Genomic DNA, 23643 nt, shown 5'->3' on the forward strand with positions numbered 1-23643 from the left:
GGTGAGGGGCGGGTGGTCGGGAGGCGGGAGGGCGTCTCTATAGTGACCGAATCGGGGGGCGGAAAAATTCCGCCGGCCCCGGGGGAGATCCGTCCGAGAGGAATGACCATGACCGGCGTGCGCGAGCAGCTTCCCGAGGGGCGTTACGGCCGCTCGGCGGACCGGCGCGCGGACCGGCGGCTCAAGGTCGTGGGCGCCGTCCTGGGAACGGGACTGATCGCCATGGTCGGCTGGTTCGGTTACGACTATGTGGCCGGGCAGAAGATCAGCGCCGAGGTCATCAAGTTCTCGGTGGCCTCGGACTCCGAGGTCCAGGTGCATCTGGAGATCCGCAAGGACGCGGACTCCGCCGGCACCTGCACCCTGCGGTCCCGCTCGGAGGACGGCACGGAAGTGGGGCGGCTGGACGTCGCCGTGGAACAGCGGGGCGACACCCGGATCGACCGGGTGGTCACCATCCGGACGATGGCGCGGGGCACGACCGCGGAGCTGGTGCAGTGCACCACCTCATAGCCGCCTGAGCGGACCCCGCAGGAAACAGCCCGCGCGGCACGGCAGCACTTCAATGCCTGACCTGCCTTGACGCGATTCTCAGGGCTTTTGTTCTCCCCCTTTCGCCACGAAATTGTTAGGGTCGTGGTTTCGCCCTTCCATGAAGGCACATCCTTCTGGGTAGGGCGTTGCTTTGTATCCCAGTACCTACGAGGAGCACCTGTGACCCAGACCAGTGAAAACGTCACCTGGCTTACCCAGGAGGCGTACAACCAGCTCAAGGCCGAGCTGGAGTATCTGTCTGGTCCCGCGCGCACCGAGATCGCCAAGAAGATCGAGGCGGCTCGTGAGGAGGGCGACCTGCGGGAGAACGGCGGGTACCACGCGGCCAAGGAGGAGCAGGGCAAGCAGGAACTCCGTGTGCGCCAGCTGACCCAGCTCCTGGACACCGCGAAGGTCGGCGAGGCCCCGCCGGACGACGGCATCGTGGAGCCGGGCATGGTCGTCACGATCGCCTTCGACGGCGACGAGGACGACACGCTGACGTTCCTGATGGCGTCCCGCGAGTACGCGAGCGCGACCGTCGAGACCTATTCACCGCAGTCGCCGCTGGGCACCGGGGTGAGTGGCAAGAAGGTCGGCGACGTCGCCGAGTACGAACTGCCGAACGGCAGGACGGCCTCGGTGAAGATCCTCGCGGCCAAGCCGTACTCCGGCTGACAAGAGCGCTCGCGCGACCGTCGGGTTGCGTACGACACCGGACAGACAGAAGGGGCCGGACCGCGTGAAAGCGGTCCGGCCCCTTTCCCGTGCGCGGATTCCCGGCCGCCACCCGCGCGGATTCCCCTCCGCGGATAGCGCGGACACCGTGGATTCCCCCATCGCTTTCCGGACGCCGATCAGGGAGTGATTCAGGACACTGATCGGATACGGGCCGAAACGGCGGGGCCGGCACACCGGGCGCCGGCCGGCGCCACCGGGCAGGGACCGGTATCACCGGTCCCCGGCCGACCCGGCCGGGGACCGGCTCGGCCGGGCGCGTCAGGAGGCCGCCGAGCGGTACTTGCGGACCGCCAGCGTCCGGAAGACCACGATGATCAGCACGGACCACAGCAGGGACGCCAGGATCGGATGCTGCATGGGCCAGGCGTCCGGGGTCTTGAACCCGGGCGGAAGGTTGCCGAACAGCTCGCGGCACGCCTGGACGGTCGCGCTGAAGGGGTTCCATTCGGCGATATGGCGCAGGAAGCCCGGCATCTGGTTGGCGTCCACGAAGGCGTTCGAGATGAACGTCAGCGGGAACAGCCAGATCAGTCCGCCGGAGGTGGCGGCCTCGGGGGTGCGTACGGACAGGCCGATGAGGGCGCCGATCCAGGAGAACGCGTATCCGAGCAGAAGCAGCAGCAGGAAGCCGAGGAGCACCTTGCCGATGTTCTCGTGGACCCGCCAGCCGACGATGACGGCGACGACGGCGAGGACGACCAGGGTGAGCGCGGTCTGTACGAGGTCGGCGAGCGTACGCCCGGTGAGCACCGCGCCCCGGGCCATGGGAAGCGACCTGAAGCGGTCGATCAGGCCCTTCTGCATGTCGTCGGCGATGCCCGCGCCGGCACCCGCGGTGGCGAAGGTGACGGTCTGGGCGAAGATTCCCGCCATCAGGAACTCGCGGTAGGTGTCGGCGGACGTGGAGCCGCCGACCTTGATCGAGCCGCCGAAGACATAGGTGAACAGCACGACGAACATGATCGGCTGGATCATCCCGAAGATGATCATCTCCGGGATGCGGGTCATCCGGATCAGATTGCGCCGGGCGACCACGAGCGAGTCGTTGACCGACTGCGCGATGCCGCCCCGGGGCCGGGGGCCCGCGATCTTGACGGCTTCCGTTGTGGTGGTCACTTCGCGCTCTCCTTACGGGGCTTGCGGCTCTTGCGGCCGGCTGCGGCCTCGGGAGCGTCGCCGGACTCCTCCGGCAGGATCTCGGCGGCGTGCCCGGTGAGGGAGATGAAGACGTCGTCCAGGGTCGGGCGGCGCAGCCCGATGTCGTCGATCTCCACCCCCCGGGTGTCCAGGTCCCGGATGACCTCGGCGAGCAGCTTGGCGCCGCCGGTGACGGGGACGGTGAGCTTGCGGGTGTGGTCCTCGACGGCGACCTCGCCCTTGCCGAGGGCGAGCAGCACCTCGCGGGCGGGGTCGATCTGGTCCCGCTCGTGGACCACGACCTCGACGCGCTCGCCGCCGGTCTGGGCCTTGAGCTGGTCGGCGGTGCCACGGGCGATGACCCGGCCGTGGTCGACGACACAGATGGTGTCGGCGAGGTGGTCTGCCTCTTCGAGGTACTGGGTGGTGAGCAGGAGGGTCGTACCGCTTTTGACCAGTTCCTGGATGACGCCCCACAGCTGCTGGCGGTTGCGGGGGTCGAGGCCGGTGGTCGGCTCGTCCATGAACATCACCGGCGGGGCGACGACCAGGGCGGCGGCCAGGTCGAGCCGGCGGCGCATACCGCCGGAGTAGGTCTTCGCGGGCCGGTCGGCGGCGTCCGAGAGATTGAAGCGCTCCAGCAGCTCGACCGCGCGCGCCTTCGAGTCCCGGGAGCTCATCTGGTAGAGCTGCCCGACCATGTGCAGGTTCTCGCGGCCGGTCAGATATTCGTCGACCGCGGCGAACTGCCCGGAGAGGCCGATGGAGCGGCGGACTTCGTTCGGCTGCCGCAGGACGTCGAGTCCGGCGACGACGGCCTTGCCGCTGTCGGGCTGGAGCAGCGTGGTCAGGACACGGACGGTGGTGGTCTTGCCGGCGCCGTTCGGGCCGAGCAGTCCCAGGACCGTACCTTCGGGGACGTCGAGATCGACGCCGTCCAGAGCCTTTACCTCGCCGAAGGTCTTGACCAGACCTTCGGCGTAAATGGCGCCTGGCATATGAGTCTCCCAGGGTGCAGATGACAGTTCGTCACATCGGTGCGTGCGTCGTGTGGGCGGGCGGGCTGGCGCGGCCTGCGGTGGTGCCGCCTCGGGTGCGGCACTCGTGCCGGCGCGGGTGTCGTACCGGTACCGGTGTGTGGTGGTACCGGTGTCGTGTCCGGGCTGGTGCTGGTGCTGGCGCTGGTGCTGGTGTGCGGTCGAGCGGTGTCGGTGTGGTGCGGGCGGTACTTGCGGAGTGGTGTCGTGCGCGGTCGTTCCGTACGGCGGTGCCACCGGGGAGCGGCTTACATGGGATGTACAGGTTTACAGCACTTTGCGGCATTTTCCATACGAGCCGTCCAGGCCGGAGTTCCTGACAGGAGCACGGCAGAGCCTCACCATAACGCGATGTATCGCGTTACTCAAGAGGCATCGCGATGCATCGCGTAGGGCCTGCGGACGGGTTCCGCCGGTGGTGCCGCCCCCGCGGACCCCGGCCTCGGCCGGGTCTCCCGCGCGGGGAGCCGCGTCCCCCGGTCACCCGGTGTGAGCCGGAACGCCGGGGCGCTCAGTCCGTGCCCATGACCCCGTACCCCGCCTCCCTCAGCGCCGCCGCGACCTCGTCGCAGTGCTCCGGGCCCTTGGTCTCCAGTTGAAGTTCCACCTCCACCTCGGTGAGCCCGAGCCGCGGATCGGTCCGTACATGACTCACGTCGAGCACGTTAGCGTCCAGCACTGACAACGCCGCCAGAAGGGCCGCGAGGGCCCCCGGGCGGTCCGTCAGCCGCAGCCGCAGCGACAGATAGCGACCTGCCGCCGCCATCCCGTGCCGCAGGATCCGCTGCATCAGCAGCGGATCCACATTGCCGCCCGACAGCACGGCGACGACCGGCCCCCGGAACGCCCCGGGCTCACTGAGCAGGGCCGCGACCGGACTCGCCCCCGCCGGTTCGACCACGAGTTTCGCGCGCTCCAGGCAGAGCAGCAGCGCACTGGACAGTGCGTCCTCGGAGACCGTACGGACCTCGTCGAGGAATTCGCCAATGATTTTGAACGGCACGTCCCCGGGGCGGCCCACCTTGATGCCGTCCGCCATCGTCACCGGGCTGTCGAGGGAGACGGGGTGCCCTGCCGCCAGCGAGGGCGGATACGCGGCGGCGCCCTCCGCCTGCACCCCGATCAGCCGCACGTCCGGGCGCAGCGCCTTCACCGCCACCGCGATGCCGGCCGCGAGGCCCCCGCCCCCGATCCCGACGACGATGGTGCGCACCTCCGGGCACTGCTCCAGGATCTCCAGTCCGACCGTGCCCTGACCGGCGATGATGTCGGGGTGGTCGAAGGGGTGGATGAAGACCGCGCCCGTCCGGCTCGCGTACTCCTCGGCCGCCTCCAGGGTCTCCTCGATCACCTGACCGTGCAGCCGTACCTCCGCGCCGTACTCCCGCGTCGCGGCGACCTTCGGCAGCGGGGCGCCCACCGGCATGAACACGGTCGAGTGCACCCCGAGCAGTGACGAGGCGAGCGCTACCCCCTGCGCGTGATTTCCGGCCGAGGCGGCGACGACGCCCGCCGCGCGCTCCTCCGGGCGGAGCCCCGAGATCCGTACATAGGCGCCGCGCAGCTTGAACGAGCCGGTCCGCTGAAGGTTCTCGCACTTGAGGTGCACCGGAGCGCCCACGAGCTGGGAGAGGTGCCTGCTGCCCTCCATCGCGGTGGTGCGCGCCACCCCGGAGAGCATCTTCTGCGCACCCCTGATGTCATCGAGGATGACGGGGCGGAAGGTGTCAGGCGTGCGGAAGGTCATGACGCCAGTCTCGCAGCTCAAAGCGGGCCCGCAGCCCACCGTTTCGCATTCACCCACCGCTTCCGTACCGCTTCTTTGCCGGTTTTCTCAGGCCCCGTACGGACTGCCCCGGGGCCGCGTAATCTGTCCCCCACCAATCGACCGCCCCCGCACGAGAGAGCCCTTTGCCATGCCCACTTCTCAGGACATGACGACCCATCTAGACCCCGGCCTCCTCGATGCTCTCCAGCACCAGGTCGCCCTGTTCGCCCGCCGTGCGGAACAGACCCGGCTCGGTGGAGTCGGGCAGGTCCGCAATTCGATGGACCGTGCCGCTTACCTGCTGCTCAACCGGCTCGACCGGGAAGGACCGATGGGTGTGAAGGCGCTCGCCGCGGGGATGGGGATCGACTCGTCGACCGTCACCCGCCAGGTCGCTCCCCTCGTTGACACCGGTCTGGTCAAGCGCACATCACACCCGGAGGACGGCCGAGCGGTCGTCCTCCAGTTGTCACCGCGCGGGCAGGCCCGCCTGGAGGAGGTCCGCTCCTCCCGCCGAGGCTTGATGGAACGGGTGACGGAGGGCTGGACGGAGTCGGAACGCGAGTTGTTCTGCACCTTGCTGACCCGCTTCAACACGGCTTTGGCGGCCCGCCAGTCCGGGGCGGATGTGCCGCCCGCCACCTCATAACCCTGCGCGTTCCCCCGTCCCCGTCTCTGCCGTGAGCCACCGAACGGGACCGCGTGGGCCGAGCCTGCCGCACCGGCGCAACGACCCTGGTACGCCGACCACCTGGGTCCGCCGGACGTTCCGGCCCGGACCGCGCGCTCTCCCGGCGGCCTCCCGCGGGCGACGGCGAAAAGAAGCCCTTTTCCGGCGGCGTTATCAAGCCGCACTCGATCGCGATACCCGTCCGAGTACCCGGCCGCGGCACTGATCCGCGCACCCGCGGTGCCCGGCCGGCCGCGGTACGAAGCGGTGCCGACGTCTTGACCCCGGCCGCGCGTCTGCCTCTATATGAGGACGTGGGCGAGCGGCGGGCCGAGTCGACACGTCGCCGCACCCGCGAGTTCGAGGCGTTCGTCGCGGGCGCGGGCGGCCGGCTGCTGCATGCCGCCACTCTCCTCACGGCGGAGCTCCCCGAGGACAACCCGGACGCCCGGCGTCTGCTGACCGACGCGCTGGCGCACACCTACGCGGCCTGGGACCGGCTGCGCGGTGAGGATCCGTACAGCCGCACCCGTCAGGATCTCGCCGTTCGCTTCGCACGCGCCGCGTGGCGCCGCCACCGGGCGGGCGGCGGCGTCCTGTGCCGGCTCACTCCGCGGGAGCGGCTGGTCCTGGTGCTGCGGCTGTACGAGGGGGTCACCGAGGAGCAGACGGCGGCGCAGCTGGGGCTTCCCGTGGAGCGCGTCCGGGAGATCTGCCACCGGGCGGTCGCGACGGTGCACACCCCGCAGGCGCGGCCCCCGGCGGCCCGGACCGCCCCCGCCGAGGCGCTGTGATGATCAGCGGCCAGACGCGCAAGCAGGCGGACGTCCGCCGGATGCTGGGCACCCCGCACCTGCCGGTCCCCGCAGATCTGGCGGCCCGCGCGAGGGAACAGGGCACCCGGCTGCTGCGCCGGCGGCGGGCGCTCCGGGCCACGGCGTGGACGCTGCTGCTCGCGGCGGTGATCGCGTTCACGGCGTGGGCGGCGGTGGCGGAGCCGTGGGAAGGCCAGCCGACGCGGACGACGCCGCCGGTCGTGGGCGTGTGACCCGCGCGGTGTCCGGACGGACCGGGGTCCGGGCCCGTACCGGACAGGAATCGGGGCTTGCACATGAGTCCGGGCTCGTGCAGGACAGCGCCTCTCGCCCGTTGTGACCTCGTCCGTACGAATCTCCGGACCGTGCGGTCCTATCCTGGAAACAGCGGTGTACGGACAGCTCCAAGGAGGGTCGTCATGACCAGGAAAGTCGCCGATTGCCGCAAGTTCCCGAGCGAGACGGACTGCACGCTGACCATCTCCGGTGAGGAAGAGGAAGTCGTGAAGGCGGCGACGGAGCACGCGGTCTCCGTGCACAGCCACACCGACTCCCCCGAGCTGCGGGACCAGATCCGCGGCATGCTGGAGGACGAGAAGGTCCCCGCGCAGCACTGACACCTGCCCGGTACCGGTGGGTGTCCTGGACGGCCACCTGTCCGGCGGGCCAGGGAACACCGGTCTTGTCCGGGTACCCCGGACGGCGACGGCGAGCCGGCGTCCCTCACGGACGCCGGCTCCCGTGCGCCCGCCCCGCCGTACGCCGCGGAACGGAGCCGTACGAAGCCGCCGCACGGCCCCGGAACCGTACGGGCGGCGTGCAACCGGCGGCACACGGCCGCCGGTTCCCGGCCTGCCAGGACCGCACGGATCCGTGCGGAGCCGTACCCCGTACCCGTACGACCGGCAGGTACTCCGTACGACCGGAATCGTCCTGCGAACCGGACCGAACCGTACGCGCGGGGATACGAGGCGGTACGGAGCCCTGCGGTGCAGGCCGGGCCGTGCGGAGCCGTAACGTCACTGCTGGCCCGCTGCTAGCCCAGCGCCCGCTGAAGGTCCGCGAGCAGATCGTCGGCCGCCTCGATGCCCACCGACAGCCGCACCAGATCCGCCGGCACCTCCAGCGCGGACCCCGCGACCGACGCGTGGGTCATCCGGCCCGGGTGCTCGATCAGCGACTCGACTCCGCCCAGGGACTCACCGAGCGTGAACAGCTCCGCCCGGTTGCAGACCTCGACCGCCGCCTCCTCGCCGCCGCGGACGCGGAAGGAGACCATCCCGCCGAAGGACTTCATCTGCTTGGCCGCGATCTCGTGGCCCGGGTGGTCCGGCAGTCCCGGGTAGAGCACCTCGGTGACCTTCGGGTGGCGCGACAGCATCTCGGCGACCCGTCCGGCGTTCTCGCTGTGCCGGTCCATGCGGACGGGCAGCGTCTTGATCCCGCGCAGCACCAGCCAGGAGTCGAAGGGGCCCGCGACCGCGCCCATCGCGTTCTGGTGGTAGGCGAGTTCCTCGCCGACCGCCGCGTCCGCCGCGATCAGCGCGCCGCCGACGACGTCGGAGTGCCCGCCCATGTACTTGGTGAGCGAGTGCACGACGATGTCCGCGCCGAGCGCGATCGGCTGCTGGAGATAGGGGCTGGCGAAGGTGTTGTCCACCACCAGCCGGGCGTTCGCGCTGTGGGCGATCTCTGCGAGCACCGCGATGTCCGTGATGCCGAGCAGCGGGTTGGAGGGCGTCTCGACCCAGATCAGCTTGGTCCTGGGAGTGATGGCGGCCCGCACGGCGGCCGCGTCGGAGGTGTCGGCGACCGACCACTCGACGCCCCACCGCGCGACGACCTTCGCGAAGAGACGGAAGGTGCCGCCGTACGCGTCGTTCGGGATCACGACATGGTCGCCCGGTTCGAGGAGCGTACGCAGCAGGGCGTCCTCCGCCGCGAGCCCGGACGCGAAGGCGAGCCCGCGCCGGCCGCCCTCCAGCGCCGCGAGGTTCTCCTCCAGCGCGGTACGGGTCGGGTTGGCGCTGCGGCTGTACTCGTAGCCGCCGCGCAGCCCGCCCACCCCGTCCTGCTTGTACGTGGACACCTGGTAGATGGGCGGGACGACCGCGCCGGTCAGCGGGTCGGCGGTGTTGCCCGCGTGGATCGCGAGGGTTTCGAGGTTGTGGAAGCTGTGCTGGTGGCTCATGAGGCCCGAGGGTAACGCCGCGGGAGCCCACTCGTGGCAGCCGTCCGGCGCGGTCCGGGACAATGGCGACATGGAGATTCTCTGGTTCCTGATCGCGATGGCGCTGCTGGTCGGCATCCTCGTCCCCTTCGTCAACCGCCGCCGCTCGGGCCTCCAGCAGGTCGACCCCCGCTCCCCGGACGCGGCCAACCCGGACGACTACGGCTTTCTCCGCCAAGAGGAGCTGGACATCCGGCTGCCCGGCCCCGACCAGGATCTCCTCGATGTGCTCGACGTCGTCCAGCGCACCCAGAGCTGGCAGGCGGCCTCCCAGCTGCTGGCGGGCACGCCCGCGGAGGGGGAGGTCCGCTGGCAGCGGGTCCAGGCGTTCGCCGGTGCCGCGTCACTCGAACTCGCGCAGAAGCCCGGCGTGGGCGGGGCCTGGCTGCGGACCTGGCGGGCGGAGGCACCGAAGGACGCGGGCGGGGCGCAGGTGCACGCGGAGTTCCTGGTGCAGCAGGCGTGGCGGTCCTCGTCCGTCGGCGAGGACGACTTCCGGATCATCCTGGAGGAGGCGCGCGGGGTCTGCGAGGAGGCCGCGCTGCTGGCTCCGGGCGACCCCGTTCCGTACATCGTGGAGCTGGCCGTGGCGCGTGGCCTCGGCTACCCCCACGACCGCTTCGACCAGGTGTGGGCGAAGGTGATCGACCGCGCGCCGGAGCACATGGGCGCGCATCTGGCGGCGCTGCACTACTGGTGCGAGAAGTGGCACGGCAGCCGTGAGGAGGCCGACCACTTCGCGACGACGGCCGCGGCCCGCGCGCCCCAGGGCTCGCTGCTGGCCGCGCTGCCCCTGTTCGCCGTCCATGAGCACATCCCGGACCTGGTCCTGGTGCAGGGCTTCTATCAGAGCGCGGTCGTCACCAAGGCCGTCGAGGGCGCGCTGTACGCGGTCCACTCCGCCCGCCCGGGCGACCCGATGCTGGCGCACGTACGCCATCTGCTCATCGGCTTCCTCGTACGGTCCGAGCGGTGGGCCGAGGCGATGAACCAGCTCATCTGGGTGGACGGCCACGTGGGCGCCCTGCCGTGGACGCTGAGCGACGACCCGGCGGCGGAGTACACCGTGTACCGGAACCTGGCGGTGGCGGGCTACGAGGCGAACGGCGGCAGCCCGGTGACACTGCGGCGGTAGCGGGCGGGCCGCCGTCACCGGGCAGGCAGTGGGCGCGGGCGCGCCCGGGCCCGGGGCGGGGTTCGGGCCCGGGGCGGGGTTCGGGCGCCGGGATGGACGCTGGGACGGGGGCGGGTGCCGGTGGCGGCGGGTCCGGGCCCGGCGCCGGTGGCGGGGGCCGGGGAGTGCTCCCCCACGGCACCCGGAGGAATGCCGGAAGCGCCCCGCGCGTTCCTCCATTACCGAGATACCTCCGAGGAGGAGCACGCATGTTCCTGTCCCGCCGCGCCCCCGCCCTCCCCACCCCGGACGAGGCCCTCCCCGGCCGCCCCACCCCCGCCTTCACGGTGCCCGACCGCCACACGGTCCTGGGCAACCCGCTGCTGGGCCCGTACCCCGGGGGTCTGGAGATCGCGGACTTCGGCCTGGGCTGTTTCTGGGGCGCGGAGCGAAAGTTCTGGCAGACCCCCGGTGTCTGGACCACCCTCGTCGGCTACCAGGGCGGCCACACCCCGAACCCCACCTACGAGGAGGCATGCTCCGGCCTCACGGGCCACACCGAGGCCGTCCGCGTCGTCTTCGACCCGTCGGTGGTCTCGTACGAGCGGCTCCTGAAGCTCTTCTGGGAGTCCCACGACCCCACCCAGGGCTTCCGTCAGGGCAATGACGTCGGCACCCAGTACCGTTCGGCGATCTACGCCCACTCCCCCGCCCAGTCCGCGACGGCCGCCGCCTCCCGCGAGGCGTACCAGCGGGTCCTGACGGCCTCGGGCTACGGCACGATCACCACCGAACTGCTCCCCGCGGAGGGCCGCCCCTTCTACCCGGCCGAGGCGTACCACCAGCAGTACCTCGACAAGAACCCCGCCGGCTACTGCGGCATCGGCGGCACGGGCGTCGAGCTGGATGCCCCGTTCGAGACGAACTGGGGGGCGTCGTGCCCGACGGGCGTGGCTCCGGCGCCCGAAACCCCGGAGAAGTAGGCCCTCGGAGGCCGCTTCCGCCGGGATCACCCGACCGGACGGCGGCCGCCGGGGAGCTGTCCGGTGTGCTGGTGGAGGCTCTGGGGGCCGGGCCGGGCTGAGGGACGGATCCATCGGAATGACGCTTGTGCGCCGGTCGTGGCGTGCCCCGCACGCCTCCGGCTCCCCGGTGGGGATCGCCCTTATCGTGCGAGCAATCTGTCCGGATACCGGACAACGTCTCGCCGCTCCGGCGAACCCCTGGAGGTCATGATGCCCAGTCCACCCAAGCCGTTCGGCACCGTCGTCAGCAACATCGGCGTCAACCTGCGGAAGTATCCGAGCACGGACTCCTCCGTCATCGGCAACCTGAACCAGGGCGCCGAGGTCGGTCTGCGCAGCAAGGTGCACGCCCAGACCATCGACGGCAACAGCATCTGGTACCTGCTCCGCGACAAGGCCGCGTGGGTCGCCGCCCGGCACGTCGACAACACCGGAGACGTGTCGCTGTCCAAGGACGTCGAACCGGCGTCCCCGCAGGGCTGACGGCGGACCAACCCCTTCAGAGCCGCCCGAAGCCGTCCCGGGGCAGCCCCGTGGCTCCCCCGGGACCGGGGCTGTGCCCGGCGGGCGCGGTGGTACCGGCGCGAGCACCGCACGGGAGCCGGCCGTCCCCGGGACCCCCGCCGCGGCCGGTGGGCCGGCCTCGCTCGTACGGGAACGCGCACGGCGGCGCCCGCCCGCGTGCGATTCCCGCCGTCCCGGGCTCCACCTGTCCAGCGGATATCCGCGTGCGCGGGAGCGGCCCCCTGGCTAGCCTGGGCGCATGGGTTCGCACAAGCACTACTTCTTTCTCTGATTCCGGGCGCGGACGCCGCGTCGAGCCACTCGCTCCGACCGTGAGCGAGTGAGTTCCGCTGCCGTCCGCCGTCGCCCGTCCCTCACCGAACCCTCTTCGTCATCAGGGAAAGAACCATGCGCGAACGCGCCCAACTGACCATGAAGGACGTCTCCAAGGCGTACGGCACCCGCCCCGTCCTCGATCAGGTGTCGCTCACCGTCCGGCCCGGCGAACGCGCCGGAGTCATCGGTGAGAACGGCTCCGGGAAGTCCACCCTCCTCCGCCTGATCGCCGGAGCCGACGCGCCCGACACCGGCGAGATCACCGTCGGCGCCCCCGGCGGGACCGGGCATCTCGCCCAGACGATCGCCGAGACCTTCGGGCTCGGGCCCGGACACACCGTCCGCGACGCCGTCGATGCCGCGCTCGCCGGACTGCGTGACCTGGAGCGGCGGCTGCGGCAGGCCGAGAAGGACCTCGAAACCGACGCGGGCGAGGAGGCGCTCACCGCGTACGGGGATCTGCTGACCGCGTTCGAGGAGCGCGGCGGATACGCGGCGGACGCCCGTGTCGACGCCGCGTTCCAGGCTCTCGGGCTGGCCGGGATCGGGCGCGGGCGCAGGCTCGGCACGCTGTCGGGCGGGGAGCAGTCGCGGCTCGCGCTGGCGTGTGTGCTCGCCGCCGCACCCGAGTTGCTGCTGCTCGACGAGCCGACGAACCATCTGGACCGCCGGGCCACCGAGTGGCTGGAGGACCGGCTCAGGCAACACCGGGGCACGGTCGTCGCCGTCACCCACGACCGGGCGTTTCTGGAACGCGTCGCCACCACCATCCTGGAGGTCGACCGGGACACCCGCGCGGTGCACCGGTACGGCGACGGCTGGGAGGGCTACCGCACGGCGAAGGCCGCCGCCCGCCGCCGCCGGGAGCAGGAGCACCAGGAGTGGCTGGACGAGCTGGCCCGTACGACGGAGCTGGTCGCGGCGGCCGGACAGCGGCTGGCGACGAGCGGGAAGGACCCCCGCCAGGGCTTCGGCAAGCACCGCCGCTCGCACGACGCCAAGCTGTCCGGGCAGGTCCGGGCCGCCCGTGTGCGGCTGGAGCGGCTCCGGCGGGAGCCCGTGGCCGCGCCGCCCGAGCCGCTGCGGTTCAGGGCGCGGCCCGTCACCTCCGGCCGCACGGGACTCCTCGCCGAGCTGACGGACATCGCCGTCGGCGACCGGCTGCGGCTGGACGGGCTCCGGGTGGAGTCGGGGCACCGGCTGCTGGTGACCGGCCCGAACGGCGCGGGCAAGACGACCCTGTTGCGCGTCCTGGCCGGTGAACTGCGCCCCGACCGGGGCACGGTCCACCACCGGGAACGGGTGAGGATCGGATATCTCCGCCAGGAGCTGCCGCCGGTCCCCTCGCCCGAGCCGCTGCTCCGCGCCTACGCGCGCGGGCGGCGCGGGCTGCCCGAGGAGTACGCGGACGAGTTGCTCGGGACCGGGCTGTTCCGGGAGGAGGACCTGACCGTCGCGGTCTCGGCGCTCTCGGTGGGGCAGCGGCGGCGGCTGGAGCTGGCCCGGCTGCTGGCCTCGCCCGCGGATCTGCTCGTCCTCGACGAGCCGACCAACCATGTGGCGCTGAGTCTGGTGGAGGAGTTGGAGGAGGCGCTGGCGTCCTACCGGGGCGCGATCGTCGCGGTGTCGCACGACCGGCGGTTCCGGAGCGGCTTCGGGGGTGAGCGGCTGGAGCTGCGTTCCGGACGGCTGACGGCGCCACCTCGGACGCACCGGCCGGCGCCGCGAACGGCACCGCCGACAGCAGCGCGAACGACTCCGAAAACGGCACCGCCCACCGCGCCGCTGACGGCCTGACCTCACGGATCCGATCGAACGACGCTCGAACATGGCCCGGACGCGGCGGCCGTGTGGCGCGATCACGCCGTTAGGGTTTCCGCGTGGGAATCAGTGAGCAGCGGGCAGAGACGACGGTGACGGCGGCCGTGCCGGGGCGCGCGGAGGACGAGCGGGACGCGGCACCCCGGTGGCGCGTCCCGCTGTGGCGCGTTCCGCTCGTCGCGACCGCCGTCGCCGTGCCGCTGTACGTCCTGTGGGCGGGCTGGCTCGCCACGGGCGGCGGCGATCTCGCGGCCCAGCTGGCGTGGACGGGCTTCACGGAACGGCATCCGTCGTCGGCGTACAACCTCTCCTGGTACGGCGGAATGCACACCGCCAACTACAGTCTGCTGGCCCCGCCGTTGATGGCCGTGTTCGGAGTGCGGGCGGTTTCGGTCGCCGCCGGGCTCCTCGCGACCTGGGCGCTGGCCCGGCTCGTCGTCCGCAGCGGGGTGACGCGTCCGCTGTGGCCCGCGCTCGCCGGGACGGGCGCGCTCTGGGCGAACATCGCGTCCGGGCGCACCACGTTCGCGCTGGGCGTCGCGATCGCGCTGCTGGCGCTGCTGTACGTCCGCAGACCGGTGCTCGCCGGTGTGTGCGCGGCGCTCGCGACGATGGCGAGCCCGGTCGCCGGCCTCTTCCTGGTGGTCGCGGGAGCCGCGTATCTGCTGGACCGGCGGTGGCGTCCGGCGGTGGCGCTGGTGGTGCCGCCCGCGCTGGTGGTGGCGGTGACGACGCTCCTCTTCCCCTTCAAGGGCGAGATGCCGATGCAGGCGGAGAAGCTGTGGCTGCCGCTCGTCGTGTCGGCGGCGGTGGCTCTCACCGCGCCGCGCGAGTGGCGTGTGGTGCGGTACGGAGCCCTGGTGTACGGGCTCGGAGTCGTCCTGACCTACGTCATCCCCTCGCCGATCGGGCGGAACGTCGAGCGCCTGGCGGGGCTGGCGGGGCCGCCCGTGCTGCTCGCGGCGGTGGTGACGGGGGTGAGCGCCGCGGGCGGAGTGGCGGCCTTCCTGCGCGCCGGGGGCGGTACGGGTCCCGGCACCGCCCCTCCCGCCACGGCCGGTGCCGAGGCGGGTGCGGGCGGTGACGCCGGTCGTGGCGGCCGGGCCCGGACCCTCGCGCTCCGGTTCGCGCTCGTCGCCGCCCTCGCCGTCAACACCAACTGGCTGATCGACAAGACCGAGGACGATCTCGCCGTCTCCAACAAGGTCCCGTCCTGGGCCGCGAACACCGGCGGTGTCGTACGGGAGCTGGAGCGGCTCGGCGCGGACCGTACGCGCGTCGAGGTGGTCCCCGCCCGCAACCACCGCGAGGCCACCGTCCTCGCCCCGCACATCAACATGGCGCGCGGCTGGAACCGCCAGCTCGACGTGGAGCGGGGGCGCCTGTTCTACGACGGGTCGCTGGACCCCCGGACGTACCGTGCCTGGCTGGACCACTGGGCGGTCGGCTACGTCGTCCTCCACCACGGCCGGCCGGACGGCCCGGCCCGGGGCGAGGCCGCGATCGTACAGAGTGAACCGCCGTGGCTGGAGCGGGTCTGGCGCGACGACGGCTGGACGATCTACCGCGTACGGGACGCGGTGCCCCTGGTCTCCTCCCCGGCGACGGTGGTCCGCGCCGACGCCGCCGAGCTGGTCGTCCGGATGCCCGCGGCCGGCTCGGTGACGGTACGGGTCGCCCACTCCCCCTGGCTCCGCGCCGAAGGCGCGTGCCTCCGGCAGGCGGGCGAGTGGACCCGGCTGACGGTGGACCGCCCCGGCGACTACACCCTGGCCTCCCCGTACCGCTTCCCGCGCTCCTCCGGCGCGGCCTGCTGACGGCGCACCCGCGCCGGAGGCGAGGGCCGCAAACGAAAGGCGCGGTGCCCCCGAGGGGACACCGCGCGATCCGGAGCGTCGGCCGGAGCCGGGGCCGGGTCTGGGCCGGAGCCTGGGCCCGGGTCAGACCTGCGAACCGGCCTTCCAGTCGGCCCAGTTCATGTTCCAGCCGTTCAGGCCGTTGTCCGGCTTGATGGTCTTGTCCTTGGAGTTCTTCACGATGACGACATCGCCGATCATCGAGTTGTCGTAGAACCAGGCGCCGGGCTTGTTGGGGTTGTTGGCCCCCTGGGAGTCCTCCAGCCCGACACAGCCGTGGCTGGTGTTGGAGTTGCCGAAGACCCCGCGGCCCCAGTAGTTGCCGTGGATGAACGTGCCCGACGTGGACAGCCGCATCGCGTGCGGGACGTCCTTGATGTCGTACTCGCCCTTGCCGTCGGAGTCCGTGAAGCCGACCGTCGCGCCGTTCATCCGGGTCTCCTTGAACTTCTCGGAGATCACCATCTGTCCGTTGTACGTCGGCGTGGAGGGCGCGCCCGCGGAGATCGGGATGGTCCTGACCGTCTTGCCGTCCTGCGTGACCGTCATCATCTTGGTCCGGGCGTCGACGGTGGAGACCTGATTGCGGCCGATCGTGAAGGTCACCGTCTTCTGCTGGACGCCGAAGACGCCGTTCGCGCCCTCGACCCCGTCCAGCGCGAGCTTCAGCGTGACGGTGGAGCCCTCCTGCCAGTACTGATCCGGCCGGAAGTCCAGGCGCTGGGAGTTGAACCAGTGCCCGACGACCTCCTGGCCGCTGGTGGACGACACGGTGATGCCGGACTGCACGGCCTTCTTGTCGGTGATCGGCTTGTTGAAGTTGATCGACACCGGCATGCCGACGCCGACGGTGGAGCCGTCCTCCGGCGTGAAGTTGCCGATGAAGCTGTTGTCCGGCGAGACCGTCGTGAAGGAGGAGTTCTCGTGGGCCTCCAAGCCGTTGGCGTCCTTCGCGGTGGCGGTGACCTTGTACGCGGTGGACCGCTCCAGCGCCTTGACCGGGGTCCAGCTCTTGCCGTCCGCGGCCAGCTTGCCCTCGACGGCCTTGCCGTCGGCGGTGGCCAGGGTGACGTCGGTGAGCGTACCGGCGGTGACAGTGACCTTGGCGTTGTTGATGCTCGCGTTGTTCGTACCGGTCCTGGGCTCGATGACTATTCGGGCTTCGGAGACCTTCTTCGCGGCCGCCTCGTCGACCTGGGCCTGCGACGTCTTCGTGCTGTCCGCGCTGCTGCCGCCCTTGTCCCCGCCGTCACTACAGGCCGACAGCACCAATGCACCGCCGAGCACAGCGGACGCGACCATGAGGCCCTTGCGCCGCTTGCTGTCCCTCTTCACACGCTTCTCCATCGTCGCCGAGTCCCCTGACCGAACTACCGAACCATTGGGGACAACATCTATCTCGGGGTACCCGGTTCCACATCCTTCGCAGAATGTGGCGAATACCACTCGCCGTACCCTGGCCTTCCGGCCGCCGTACGCCCCACGTATCCCCGGTTGTCCGGGTTCACCGTGGCCGTCGCACGGCTCGATCCGGCCGGCCGCCCCTCCCTGATCTCCCGCCATCCTGCTGGTCGGGGTCCCGCCCGACCGCATCGGGGTCGCGTTCGATCCGATCTTCAGGAGTGATTCCTCCGTCAACCGTACATACCGTGATGACTCAGCAGCGGTCATATGCCCGAGGTCAGGGCCCGGAGCGGCCCGGCTTTCCCGCGGGCCGCCGGGTTCACTAGCATCAGCCGACGCCCAAGTCCACGATGTGCCAAGGGAGATCGAGTTCGTGTCCGTCACACGCCGTCCGCTTCTGACCGCCGCGGCCGCGGGGTCTCTGCTCTGTGCGCTGTGGTTCGTTCCGTCGGCGAACGCCACGGCCGAGAACGAGGACGACGGCAGACAGCACAGCTCCGCCGGAACGCAGGGCACGGACTCCCAGGAACTGCGGCTGGCCGCCACGGGCAGCTTCGACACCACCCCGTACCTGATCGGCGGGACGGCGTTCCTCGGGGTCGGGGTGGGGTTCGTGACCTATGCGACGCGCCGGCGGGGGCCCGTCCGGATGTGAACGGACCCCGCGGCCCGCAGGGGCCCGGCGACGGGCGGTGAACCGTGCGCCGAACGGGTGACGGGCGGTGCACAGCCCGTGCTCTCAGGCGAGCGGGCCGGTCACCCGCTCCACCGCCGCGATGAGCCTTCCCTCCCGTACGAACGCGTCCACCGCCTCCAGATCGGGCGCGAGGTAGCGGTCGGGCCCCGGCCCGCCCACCCCGGCGGCGCGCAGCGCGTCGATGGCCGCGCGTGAGGCGGGCGCGGGGGTGAGACCGTGCCGCAGCTCGATCGCCCGGGTCGCCGCGTACAGCTCGACCGCGATGATCCGCCCGAGCGCGGCGACCGAGGTCCGGAGCTTGCGGGCGGCCGACCAGCCCATCGACACATGGTCCTCCTGCATCGCGGAGGACGGGATCGAGTCGGCGGACGCCGGGACCGCGAGCCGCTTCATCTCGCCGACCAGGGCGGCCTGGGTGTACTGGGCGATCATCAGGCCCGAGTCCACACCCGCGTCGTCGGCGAGGAAGGGCGGGAGGCCGTGGCTGCGGTTCCGGTCGAGGAGCCGGTCGGTGCGGCGCTCGGCGATGGAGCCGAGGTCGGCGGCGACGACGGCGAGGAAGTCGAGGACGTAGGCGACGGGGGCGCCGTGGAAGTTGCCGTTGGACTCGACCCGGCCCTCGTCCGGCAGGACGACGGGGTTGTCGACGGCCGAGGCCAGTTCGCGGTCGGCGACCAGACGGGCGTGCGCGAGGGTGTCCCGGCCCGCGCCCGCGACCTGGGGGGCGCAGCGCACGGAGTACGCGTCCTGGACGCGCGGGGCCTCGTCCTGCTGGAAGTGCCCGGTGAGCCCGGATCCGGCGAGCACGGCCCTCATATTGGCGGCGGACGCGCCCTGCCCGGGGTGGGGGCGGAGGGCGTGCAGCTCGGGGGCGAGGACCTTGTCGGTGCCGAGGAGCGCTTCGAGAGAGAGCGCGGCGGTGATGTCGGCGCTGGTGTAGAGCCGCTGGAGGTCGTCGATGGCCAGGAGGAGCATGCCGAGCATGCCGTCGGTGCCGTTGAGGAGCGCCAGCCCCTCCTTCTCGCGCAGCTCGACGGGGGTGATGCCGTGCTCCGCGAGCAGCTCGGCGGCGGGCCGGATCCGGCCGTCCGGCCCCTCGGCGTCGCCCTCGCCCAGGAGGGTCAGGGCGCAGTGGGACAGCGGTGCGAGATCTCCGGAGCAGCCGAGGGAGCCGTACTCGTGGACGACGGGGGTGATACCGGCGTTCAGTACGTCGGCCATGGTCCGCGCGACCTCGGGGCGTACGCCGGTGTGCCCCGAGCAGAGGGTCTTCAGCCGCAGGAACATCAGCGCGCGCACGACCTCCCGCTCGACGTGCGGGCCCATGCCGGCGGCGTGCGAGCGCACGATGTTGCGCTGGAGCCGGCCCCGGAGATCCTGGCCGATGTGCCGGGTCGCGAGCGCGCCGAACCCGGTGGAGACGCCGTACACGGGCTCGGGCTTGGCGGCCAGCGCGTCCACGACCGCCCGCGCGGCGGCGAGGGCGTCCAGGGCGGCGGCGGAGATCTCCACACGGGCGCCCCCGCGGGCCACGGCGATGACGTCGGCCGCGGTGGCGCCGGACGTGTTCACCACGAGTGTCTGCATATGCATATTCAGCAGCGTACGGATTGAATTGCGATACGTCACCAGTGGTGGCCGGGGTGACTCCTTACCGGGCGGGAGGCACCGGGCCGGGTGCCGGACGCGCGGAGCCGGGCCCGGCGAGTCGGGGACAAAAGGCCAGGGCCACGGGATCAGGGCCGAGAAGATCAGCGGCCGAGAGACCAAGGTTGGGGGATCAGGGCCGCGAGACCGCCGAGAGACCGCCGCGGGATCAGGGCCGAGAGGACCAGGGCCGGGCGTCGGGCGCGGCGGCTCAGGGCTCGCTCCACGGCTCCTCGGCGTCCTCCGGCGCCACACCCCGGAACCGGCGCCGCTCCTGCGGCTGCGGGCGCGGCGGGGTGTCCGCGAGGCGGAGTACGGTGCCGTCCCGGCCCGCGACCACCGGCTTGGGCGAGCGGGCGGCCTTGGCCCGGTACTGGGCCGCGTCCGCGAGCCGGAAGAGCCTGCGGGCGCTTCCGACCCGCCCGATCGGGTCCCCGGTCGAGGCGACCCCGCACGCCACGCCCTCCCCCAGCTCCAGCTCGGCGGCGCGTACGCAGAGCTCGTCGGCGACCCGGACCACCTCGTCGGACGACGGCCCCACACACAGGAGGCAGAACTCGTCCCCGCCGAGGCGGGCGGAGAGCGCGTCCGACAGCATCGCGCCGCAGAGGGACAGCACCGAGCCGAAACGCTCCAGCAGCCGGTCGCCGACCGCGTGGCCGTGGGTGTCGTTCACCCGCTTGAGCCCGTTGAGATCGCAGACCACCAGACTGACGACGACCCCGTCCTCACGGTGGCGCTCCAGCGCCTCGTCGAGCCGTATGTCGACGGCCCGACGGTTCGCGAGGCCCGTGAGCGGATCCGTGAACGCCAGCCGGCGCACCTCCTCCAGCCGCTCGGTCTGCGCGATCCCGGCGGCGATGACGGACGCGAGCACGGTCGCGAAGTCGGCCTCGTCCCGGTCGAAGACGGGCGCGCCGAGCGGGCGTGCGACATACAGCTCGCCCCAGGCACGCCCGTGCAGCACGATCGGCGCCACGACACAGGACCCCCGGTGCCGCCGCCGCAGGGCCGCGGCCCGCCCTTCGGCTCCGCCGGGTACGGGAGGCACGGAGGGGTGGCGGTAGCTGCGGGGCGCCGTGGCGGGCGGCCCGTACTCCGGGACCACCGACCCCCGCCCGGCCTCCTCCCAGGCCGCCCCGCCGACGGGGTGATGCCCGGCCCCGGGTGACCCGGATGCCCCGGAGTCCTGGTGACCCGTCTCCGTCTCAGGAGACCCGGCGGCCGGGGAGCCGGGGGCCCTGGGGCGCGGCTCGGCGGGTGTCCCGGGCCCCGGTACCCCGGCGGCCGTACGGGACGCGGCACCGGCACCCGCCGTCCCGGAGGCTGATGCCGGGGGAGGCGCGGGCGGGAAGTCCGGCGCGAGCTCGGCCGTTTCGACCCAGGCTTCCGGTGCGCCGCCGCCCGCCCAGCGTTCGTGGAGGAACTCCGTGATCTCCGGGAAGCGGTTGACGGGATAGGTCTCCGACTCCGGGAACTCCTCCTCGTCCGGAGCCCGCCGCCCCGCGTTCACCAGCACCTTGAGGCGGCCCAGCTCCCGCTCCCACACGGACAGCGCGGCGAACGACCCGGTGAGCGCGGCGCAGGCGCCCTGGGCCGCCGCGCGCCAGAAGTCGCGCGGGGTCTGCGCTGCCGCCATCGCCTGCGCCAGCGCCACTACGGCCCGCAACCGCCGATCCTCAGCCATCACCCCAGCTTAGGAGGGTTTCCATGGTTTTGATCGGTTGAACGGAGCCGGGCCATATGACGGTGAGTGATGACATATGCGTATGGCGTGAGCCGGTCCGTCCACACGCCCGTTCGCCGCACCGACCGCGTCGGGGCTCGTCCAGCCGTTCGTCCCGGTGCTCGTTCCGGCGCAGGATTCGGCGCTGCTTTCGGCGCCCGCCCGGTCGCCGGTCCGTCACTCCCCCGGCCACTTCGGCTTCCGCTTCTCGTTGAACGCGGCGACACCCTCCGCCCGGTCGCCGGAGAAGGCGACCGACCGCCAGGCCGCGTCCTCCACCTCCAGCCCGGCGCGCAGATCGAGCCCCTGCCCCAGCCGGAGCGCGCGCTTGGCGGCGCGCAGCCCCACCGGGGAGTTCTCCGCGATCCGGCCGGCGAGGGCGAGCGCCTCCGTACGGGCGTCCTGGGCGAGCAGATCGACGAGCCCCAGCTCCCGCGCCTCCTCCGCCGCCACCCGGCGGGCCGTGAAGACCAGCTCGGCGGCGCGCGCGGCGCCGACCCTGCGGGGCAGGAGCTGGGTCCCTCCGCCCCCGGGAACGACACCGACGGAGACCTCCGGCAGCCCGACGACGGTGGTGGCGTCGGCCACGATGACATCGCAGGAGAGCGCCAGCTCGAAGCCCCCGCCGAGCGCGTACCCGTGGACGGCGGCGACGGTGGGCATCGGCAGCTCCAGCACCCCGGTGTACGCGGCCCTCGCGGTGGGCCGCTGGCGCAGCAGCTCGGCGTCGCTGAAGGAGTTGCGCTCCTTCAGGTCGGCGCCGACGCAGAACGCGCGATCGTTCGAGGAGGTCAGCACGGTGACGCGGACGTCCCGGTCGGCGGCGAGCGCGTCACACGCGGCGGCGATGGAGCGGCCCATCTCCGTGGAGACGGCGTTCATGGCCCGGGGACGGTCGAGGACGAGTTCGGCGACATGGGCGTGTGTGCGGACGAGGACGAACTCGCCGAAGCGCTGCTCGGACATCTGGGCACCCTCCCGGTTAACGATGGTTCACCGGATCATAGGCGCTCGCCCACGAGGGCCACCGTGCGGGAGAAACGGCCCGCGCGCAGGACCCGCCGGGCCCGGTGCGGCTGTACCCGGCGACCGCCCGCGCACAGGACCAGCCCGTAGGCAGCGACCGCCCGCGCGCAGGAACGGGCTCACGCCCAGGACCAGCCCGTAGGCAGCGACCACCCGCCGCAGGAGCCGCCGAGCCCGGTGCGGCCCGTACGCGGGCCCGGCACGGGAACGGGGGCCGGCGTGGCCCGTACGCGGCAACAGCCCGCCCAGGAAGGCCCGTACGCGGGAAGACGGCCCATACGCAGGCGCCGACCCCCGCCCGGGGGCCATCCGCGCCCGGGACAACCCGGGCCGCACGCCCGCACCTCACCGGGTGGGGCGCCCGCTCACTCCCGGCGGGACAGCAGCCAGGGCTCGACGACCCCGAGCCCTCGCACCGGCCGCTGCCACATCGGCTGCAGGGCGAACCGGTACGGCGGCGGGGGCTCGCCCTCCTTCTCCGCGGTGGCCGCCTCCTCCGCCGCCTGGGTCTCCGACTTCGGGGCGTCGCCCGTGCGGATCAGCTCCAGCGCGAACGCCCCGTCCACCAGCACCGCGTCCTTGGGCGCTATCGACGTCAGACGGCTCGCCAGATTCACGGTCGTGCCGAAGACGTCGCCCATGCGCGTCGTGACCGTGCCGAAGGCGATGCCGACGCGGAGCGCGGGCATCGACTCGTCCTGGTTCATCGCGTCGATGAGCCGGAGCGCGATCTCCGACGCCGTGCCGGCGTCGTCCGCCGCGTAGAGGACCTCGTCGCCGAGGGTCTTGATCAGCCGGCCGCCGTGGGCGGCGACCAGGTCGGCGGAGGTGGTCTCGAACGCCTCGACCAGCTCGCCGAGCTCCTCCTCCTCCAGCCGCCGGGTGAGCCGGGTGAAGCCGACGAGGTCCGCGAAGCCGACCGCGAGCCTGCGGTCGACCATCTCCTCGTCGTCCGCGGCCTGGACGACCCGGCCGGTCGCGGCCGCCAGCTGCCGCCGCCAGACGTAGACCAGGAACTCCTGGAGTTCGGGCAGGAGCAGCTCGATCAGGGGGTACGTGACCTCCGTACGCGTCATCCCCGGCTCGGGCGGCTCGGTCAGACCCTCCAGGAAGGAGTCGATCTGCCACTCCGCGAGCCGGGCGGTGGTCTGGCCGGTGGAGCGGGCCACCTGGATCGCCATGGGCTCGCTCAGCAGGCCCGCCTCCACGAGGCCCGCGAGCCGCCGCAGCGCGAGGACGTCGGCCTCGGTGAGGGCCTTCGCCTGGCCGATGTCGGCGAAGCCCATGGCCCGCCAGAAGCGGGATGCCAGCTCCATGGAGACGCCGGCCGTGCGGGCCGCCTGGAAGGGGGTGTAGCGCCGGTCGGCGCCGAGGATCAGCTGTTCGAGGCGGATGGCGAGGGGGTCGTCGGTCGGCTCGGCGGTGTGGTCGACGGCGTGGTGCGGCGTCGGATGGACCGCCCCAGAGGAGCCGTAGGGCACCGGCGCCGCACCGGAAGCGGAACCTCCGGAAGCCTCGGCGCCGGAAAGCCCGGCCTGCGCATCGGGCGGGCCCT

Annotated in this window: 21 protein-coding genes; 12 read left to right on the forward strand and 9 right to left on the reverse strand. The window is 72.3% G+C overall.

Annotation, left to right across the window (positions count from 1 at the left end; genetic code table 11):
- Positions 1-108: 108 nt before the first annotated feature.
- A complete protein-coding gene (locus ACFYT4_RS10730) occupies positions 109-513 on the forward strand; it encodes a DUF4307 domain-containing protein (protein ID WP_389267193.1) in 405 nt (134 codons plus the stop codon).
- A gap of 201 nt (positions 514-714) precedes the next feature.
- Positions 715-1212 carry a transcription elongation factor GreA gene (gene greA, locus ACFYT4_RS10735; protein WP_389267194.1) on the forward strand — a complete coding sequence of 166 codons (498 nt, stop codon included), beginning with the start codon at positions 715-717 and terminating at the stop codon, positions 1210-1212.
- Between the two features lie 321 nt (positions 1213-1533).
- Here the strand turns inward: greA and ACFYT4_RS10740 are convergent, their stop codons facing one another.
- The 3 genes from ACFYT4_RS10740 to ilvA all read right to left on the reverse strand — a co-directional run bounded on the left by ACFYT4_RS10740 (position 1534) and on the right by ilvA (position 5196).
- Positions 1534-2364, reverse strand: a complete 831-nt coding sequence (locus tag ACFYT4_RS10740) for an ABC transporter permease (RefSeq protein ID WP_389267359.1) — start codon at positions 2362-2364, stop codon at positions 1534-1536.
- A 23-nt stretch (positions 2365-2387) separates the two neighbouring features.
- On the reverse strand, positions 2388-3410 hold the full coding sequence (locus tag ACFYT4_RS10745) for an ATP-binding cassette domain-containing protein (protein ID WP_389267195.1): 1023 nt from the start codon (positions 3408-3410) through the stop codon (positions 2388-2390).
- A 550-nt stretch (positions 3411-3960) separates the two neighbouring features.
- Positions 3961-5196, reverse strand: coding sequence for a threonine ammonia-lyase (gene ilvA, locus ACFYT4_RS10750; protein ID WP_389267196.1), 1236 nt, complete (start codon positions 5194-5196; stop codon positions 3961-3963).
- Positions 5197-5365: 169 nt separating this feature from the next.
- Here ilvA and ACFYT4_RS10755 point away from each other — a divergent pair, with 169 nt between their 5' ends.
- The 4 genes from ACFYT4_RS10755 (at position 5366) to ACFYT4_RS10770 (ending at position 7319) form a co-directional block, all read left to right on the forward strand.
- Complete coding sequence (locus tag ACFYT4_RS10755) at positions 5366-5866, forward strand: MarR family winged helix-turn-helix transcriptional regulator (protein WP_389267197.1); 501 nt, start codon at positions 5366-5368, stop codon at positions 5864-5866.
- 335 nt (positions 5867-6201) lie between these two features.
- Positions 6202-6681 carry a sigma factor-like helix-turn-helix DNA-binding protein gene (locus ACFYT4_RS10760; protein ID WP_389267198.1) on the forward strand — a complete coding sequence of 160 codons (480 nt, stop codon included), beginning with the start codon at positions 6202-6204 and terminating at the stop codon, positions 6679-6681.
- Complete coding sequence (locus ACFYT4_RS10765; protein ID WP_389267199.1) at positions 6681-6935, forward strand: hypothetical protein; 255 nt, start codon at positions 6681-6683, stop codon at positions 6933-6935. The genes ACFYT4_RS10760 and ACFYT4_RS10765 overlap by 1 nt, the downstream gene beginning before the upstream one ends.
- Positions 6936-7121: 186 nt before the next feature.
- Entirely contained in the window at positions 7122-7319 is a 198-nt protein-coding gene (locus ACFYT4_RS10770; protein ID WP_389267200.1) for a DUF1059 domain-containing protein, read from the forward strand.
- A gap of 419 nt (positions 7320-7738) precedes the next feature.
- Here ACFYT4_RS10770 and ACFYT4_RS10775 read toward each other — a convergent pair whose 3' ends face one another.
- Positions 7739-8893, reverse strand: coding sequence for a cystathionine gamma-synthase (locus ACFYT4_RS10775; RefSeq protein WP_389267201.1), 1155 nt, complete (start codon positions 8891-8893; stop codon positions 7739-7741).
- A gap of 70 nt (positions 8894-8963) precedes the next feature.
- Here ACFYT4_RS10775 and ACFYT4_RS10780 point away from each other — a divergent pair, with 70 nt between their 5' ends.
- From ACFYT4_RS10780 to ACFYT4_RS10800, 5 genes are all read left to right on the forward strand, one after another.
- Positions 8964-10067 carry a hypothetical protein gene (locus ACFYT4_RS10780; protein WP_389267202.1) on the forward strand — a complete coding sequence of 368 codons (1104 nt, stop codon included), beginning with the start codon at positions 8964-8966 and terminating at the stop codon, positions 10065-10067.
- Positions 10068-10315: 248 nt separating this feature from the next.
- The gene (gene msrA, locus ACFYT4_RS10785; protein ID WP_389267203.1) at positions 10316-11029 is read left to right on the forward strand and encodes a peptide-methionine (S)-S-oxide reductase MsrA; all 714 of its coding nucleotides are present in this window, start codon (positions 10316-10318) and stop codon (positions 11027-11029) included.
- Positions 11030-11278: 249 nt separating this feature from the next.
- Positions 11279-11554 (forward strand): SH3 domain-containing protein, encoded by a 276-nt coding sequence (locus ACFYT4_RS10790; protein ID WP_389267204.1) that lies wholly within the window; start codon positions 11279-11281, stop codon positions 11552-11554.
- Positions 11555-11983: 429 nt separating this feature from the next.
- On the forward strand, positions 11984-13708 hold the full coding sequence (gene abc-f, locus ACFYT4_RS10795; RefSeq protein WP_389267205.1) for a ribosomal protection-like ABC-F family protein: 1725 nt from the start codon (positions 11984-11986) through the stop codon (positions 13706-13708).
- Between the two features lie 182 nt (positions 13709-13890).
- Entirely contained in the window at positions 13891-15549 is a 1659-nt protein-coding gene (locus ACFYT4_RS10800) for a glycosyltransferase family 87 protein (RefSeq protein WP_389267360.1), read from the forward strand.
- A gap of 123 nt (positions 15550-15672) precedes the next feature.
- Here ACFYT4_RS10800 and ACFYT4_RS10805 read toward each other — a convergent pair whose 3' ends face one another.
- Positions 15673-16935, reverse strand: a complete 1263-nt coding sequence (locus ACFYT4_RS10805) for an Ig-like domain-containing protein (RefSeq protein WP_389267206.1) — start codon at positions 16933-16935, stop codon at positions 15673-15675.
- Between the two features lie 430 nt (positions 16936-17365).
- Between ACFYT4_RS10805 and ACFYT4_RS10810 the strand changes: the two genes are divergently transcribed.
- Positions 17366-17647, forward strand: coding sequence for a hypothetical protein (locus ACFYT4_RS10810; RefSeq protein WP_389267207.1), 282 nt, complete (start codon positions 17366-17368; stop codon positions 17645-17647).
- A gap of 84 nt (positions 17648-17731) precedes the next feature.
- Here the strand turns inward: ACFYT4_RS10810 and hutH are convergent, their stop codons facing one another.
- The 4 genes from hutH to ACFYT4_RS10830 all read right to left on the reverse strand — a co-directional run bounded on the left by hutH (position 17732) and on the right by ACFYT4_RS10830 (position 23569).
- Positions 17732-19276 carry a histidine ammonia-lyase gene (gene hutH / locus ACFYT4_RS10815; protein ID WP_389267361.1) on the reverse strand — a complete coding sequence of 515 codons (1545 nt, stop codon included), beginning with the start codon at positions 19274-19276 and terminating at the stop codon, positions 17732-17734.
- A 271-nt stretch (positions 19277-19547) separates the two neighbouring features.
- Entirely contained in the window at positions 19548-21023 is a 1476-nt protein-coding gene (locus ACFYT4_RS10820; protein WP_389267208.1) for a diguanylate cyclase domain-containing protein, read from the reverse strand.
- Between the two features lie 216 nt (positions 21024-21239).
- Positions 21240-22028: an enoyl-CoA hydratase/isomerase family protein gene (locus ACFYT4_RS10825; protein WP_389267209.1), complete on the reverse strand. Its 789-nt coding sequence runs from the start codon at positions 22026-22028 to the stop codon at positions 21240-21242.
- Between the two features lie 425 nt (positions 22029-22453).
- Positions 22454-23569, reverse strand: coding sequence for an adenylate/guanylate cyclase domain-containing protein (locus ACFYT4_RS10830; RefSeq protein WP_389267210.1), 1116 nt, complete (start codon positions 23567-23569; stop codon positions 22454-22456).
- Between the last annotated feature and the right edge of the window lie 74 nt (positions 23570-23643).

This window comes from Streptomyces sp. NPDC004609, from assembly GCF_042873655.1.
Classification (GTDB): Bacteria; Actinomycetota; Actinomycetes; order Streptomycetales; family Streptomycetaceae; genus Streptomyces.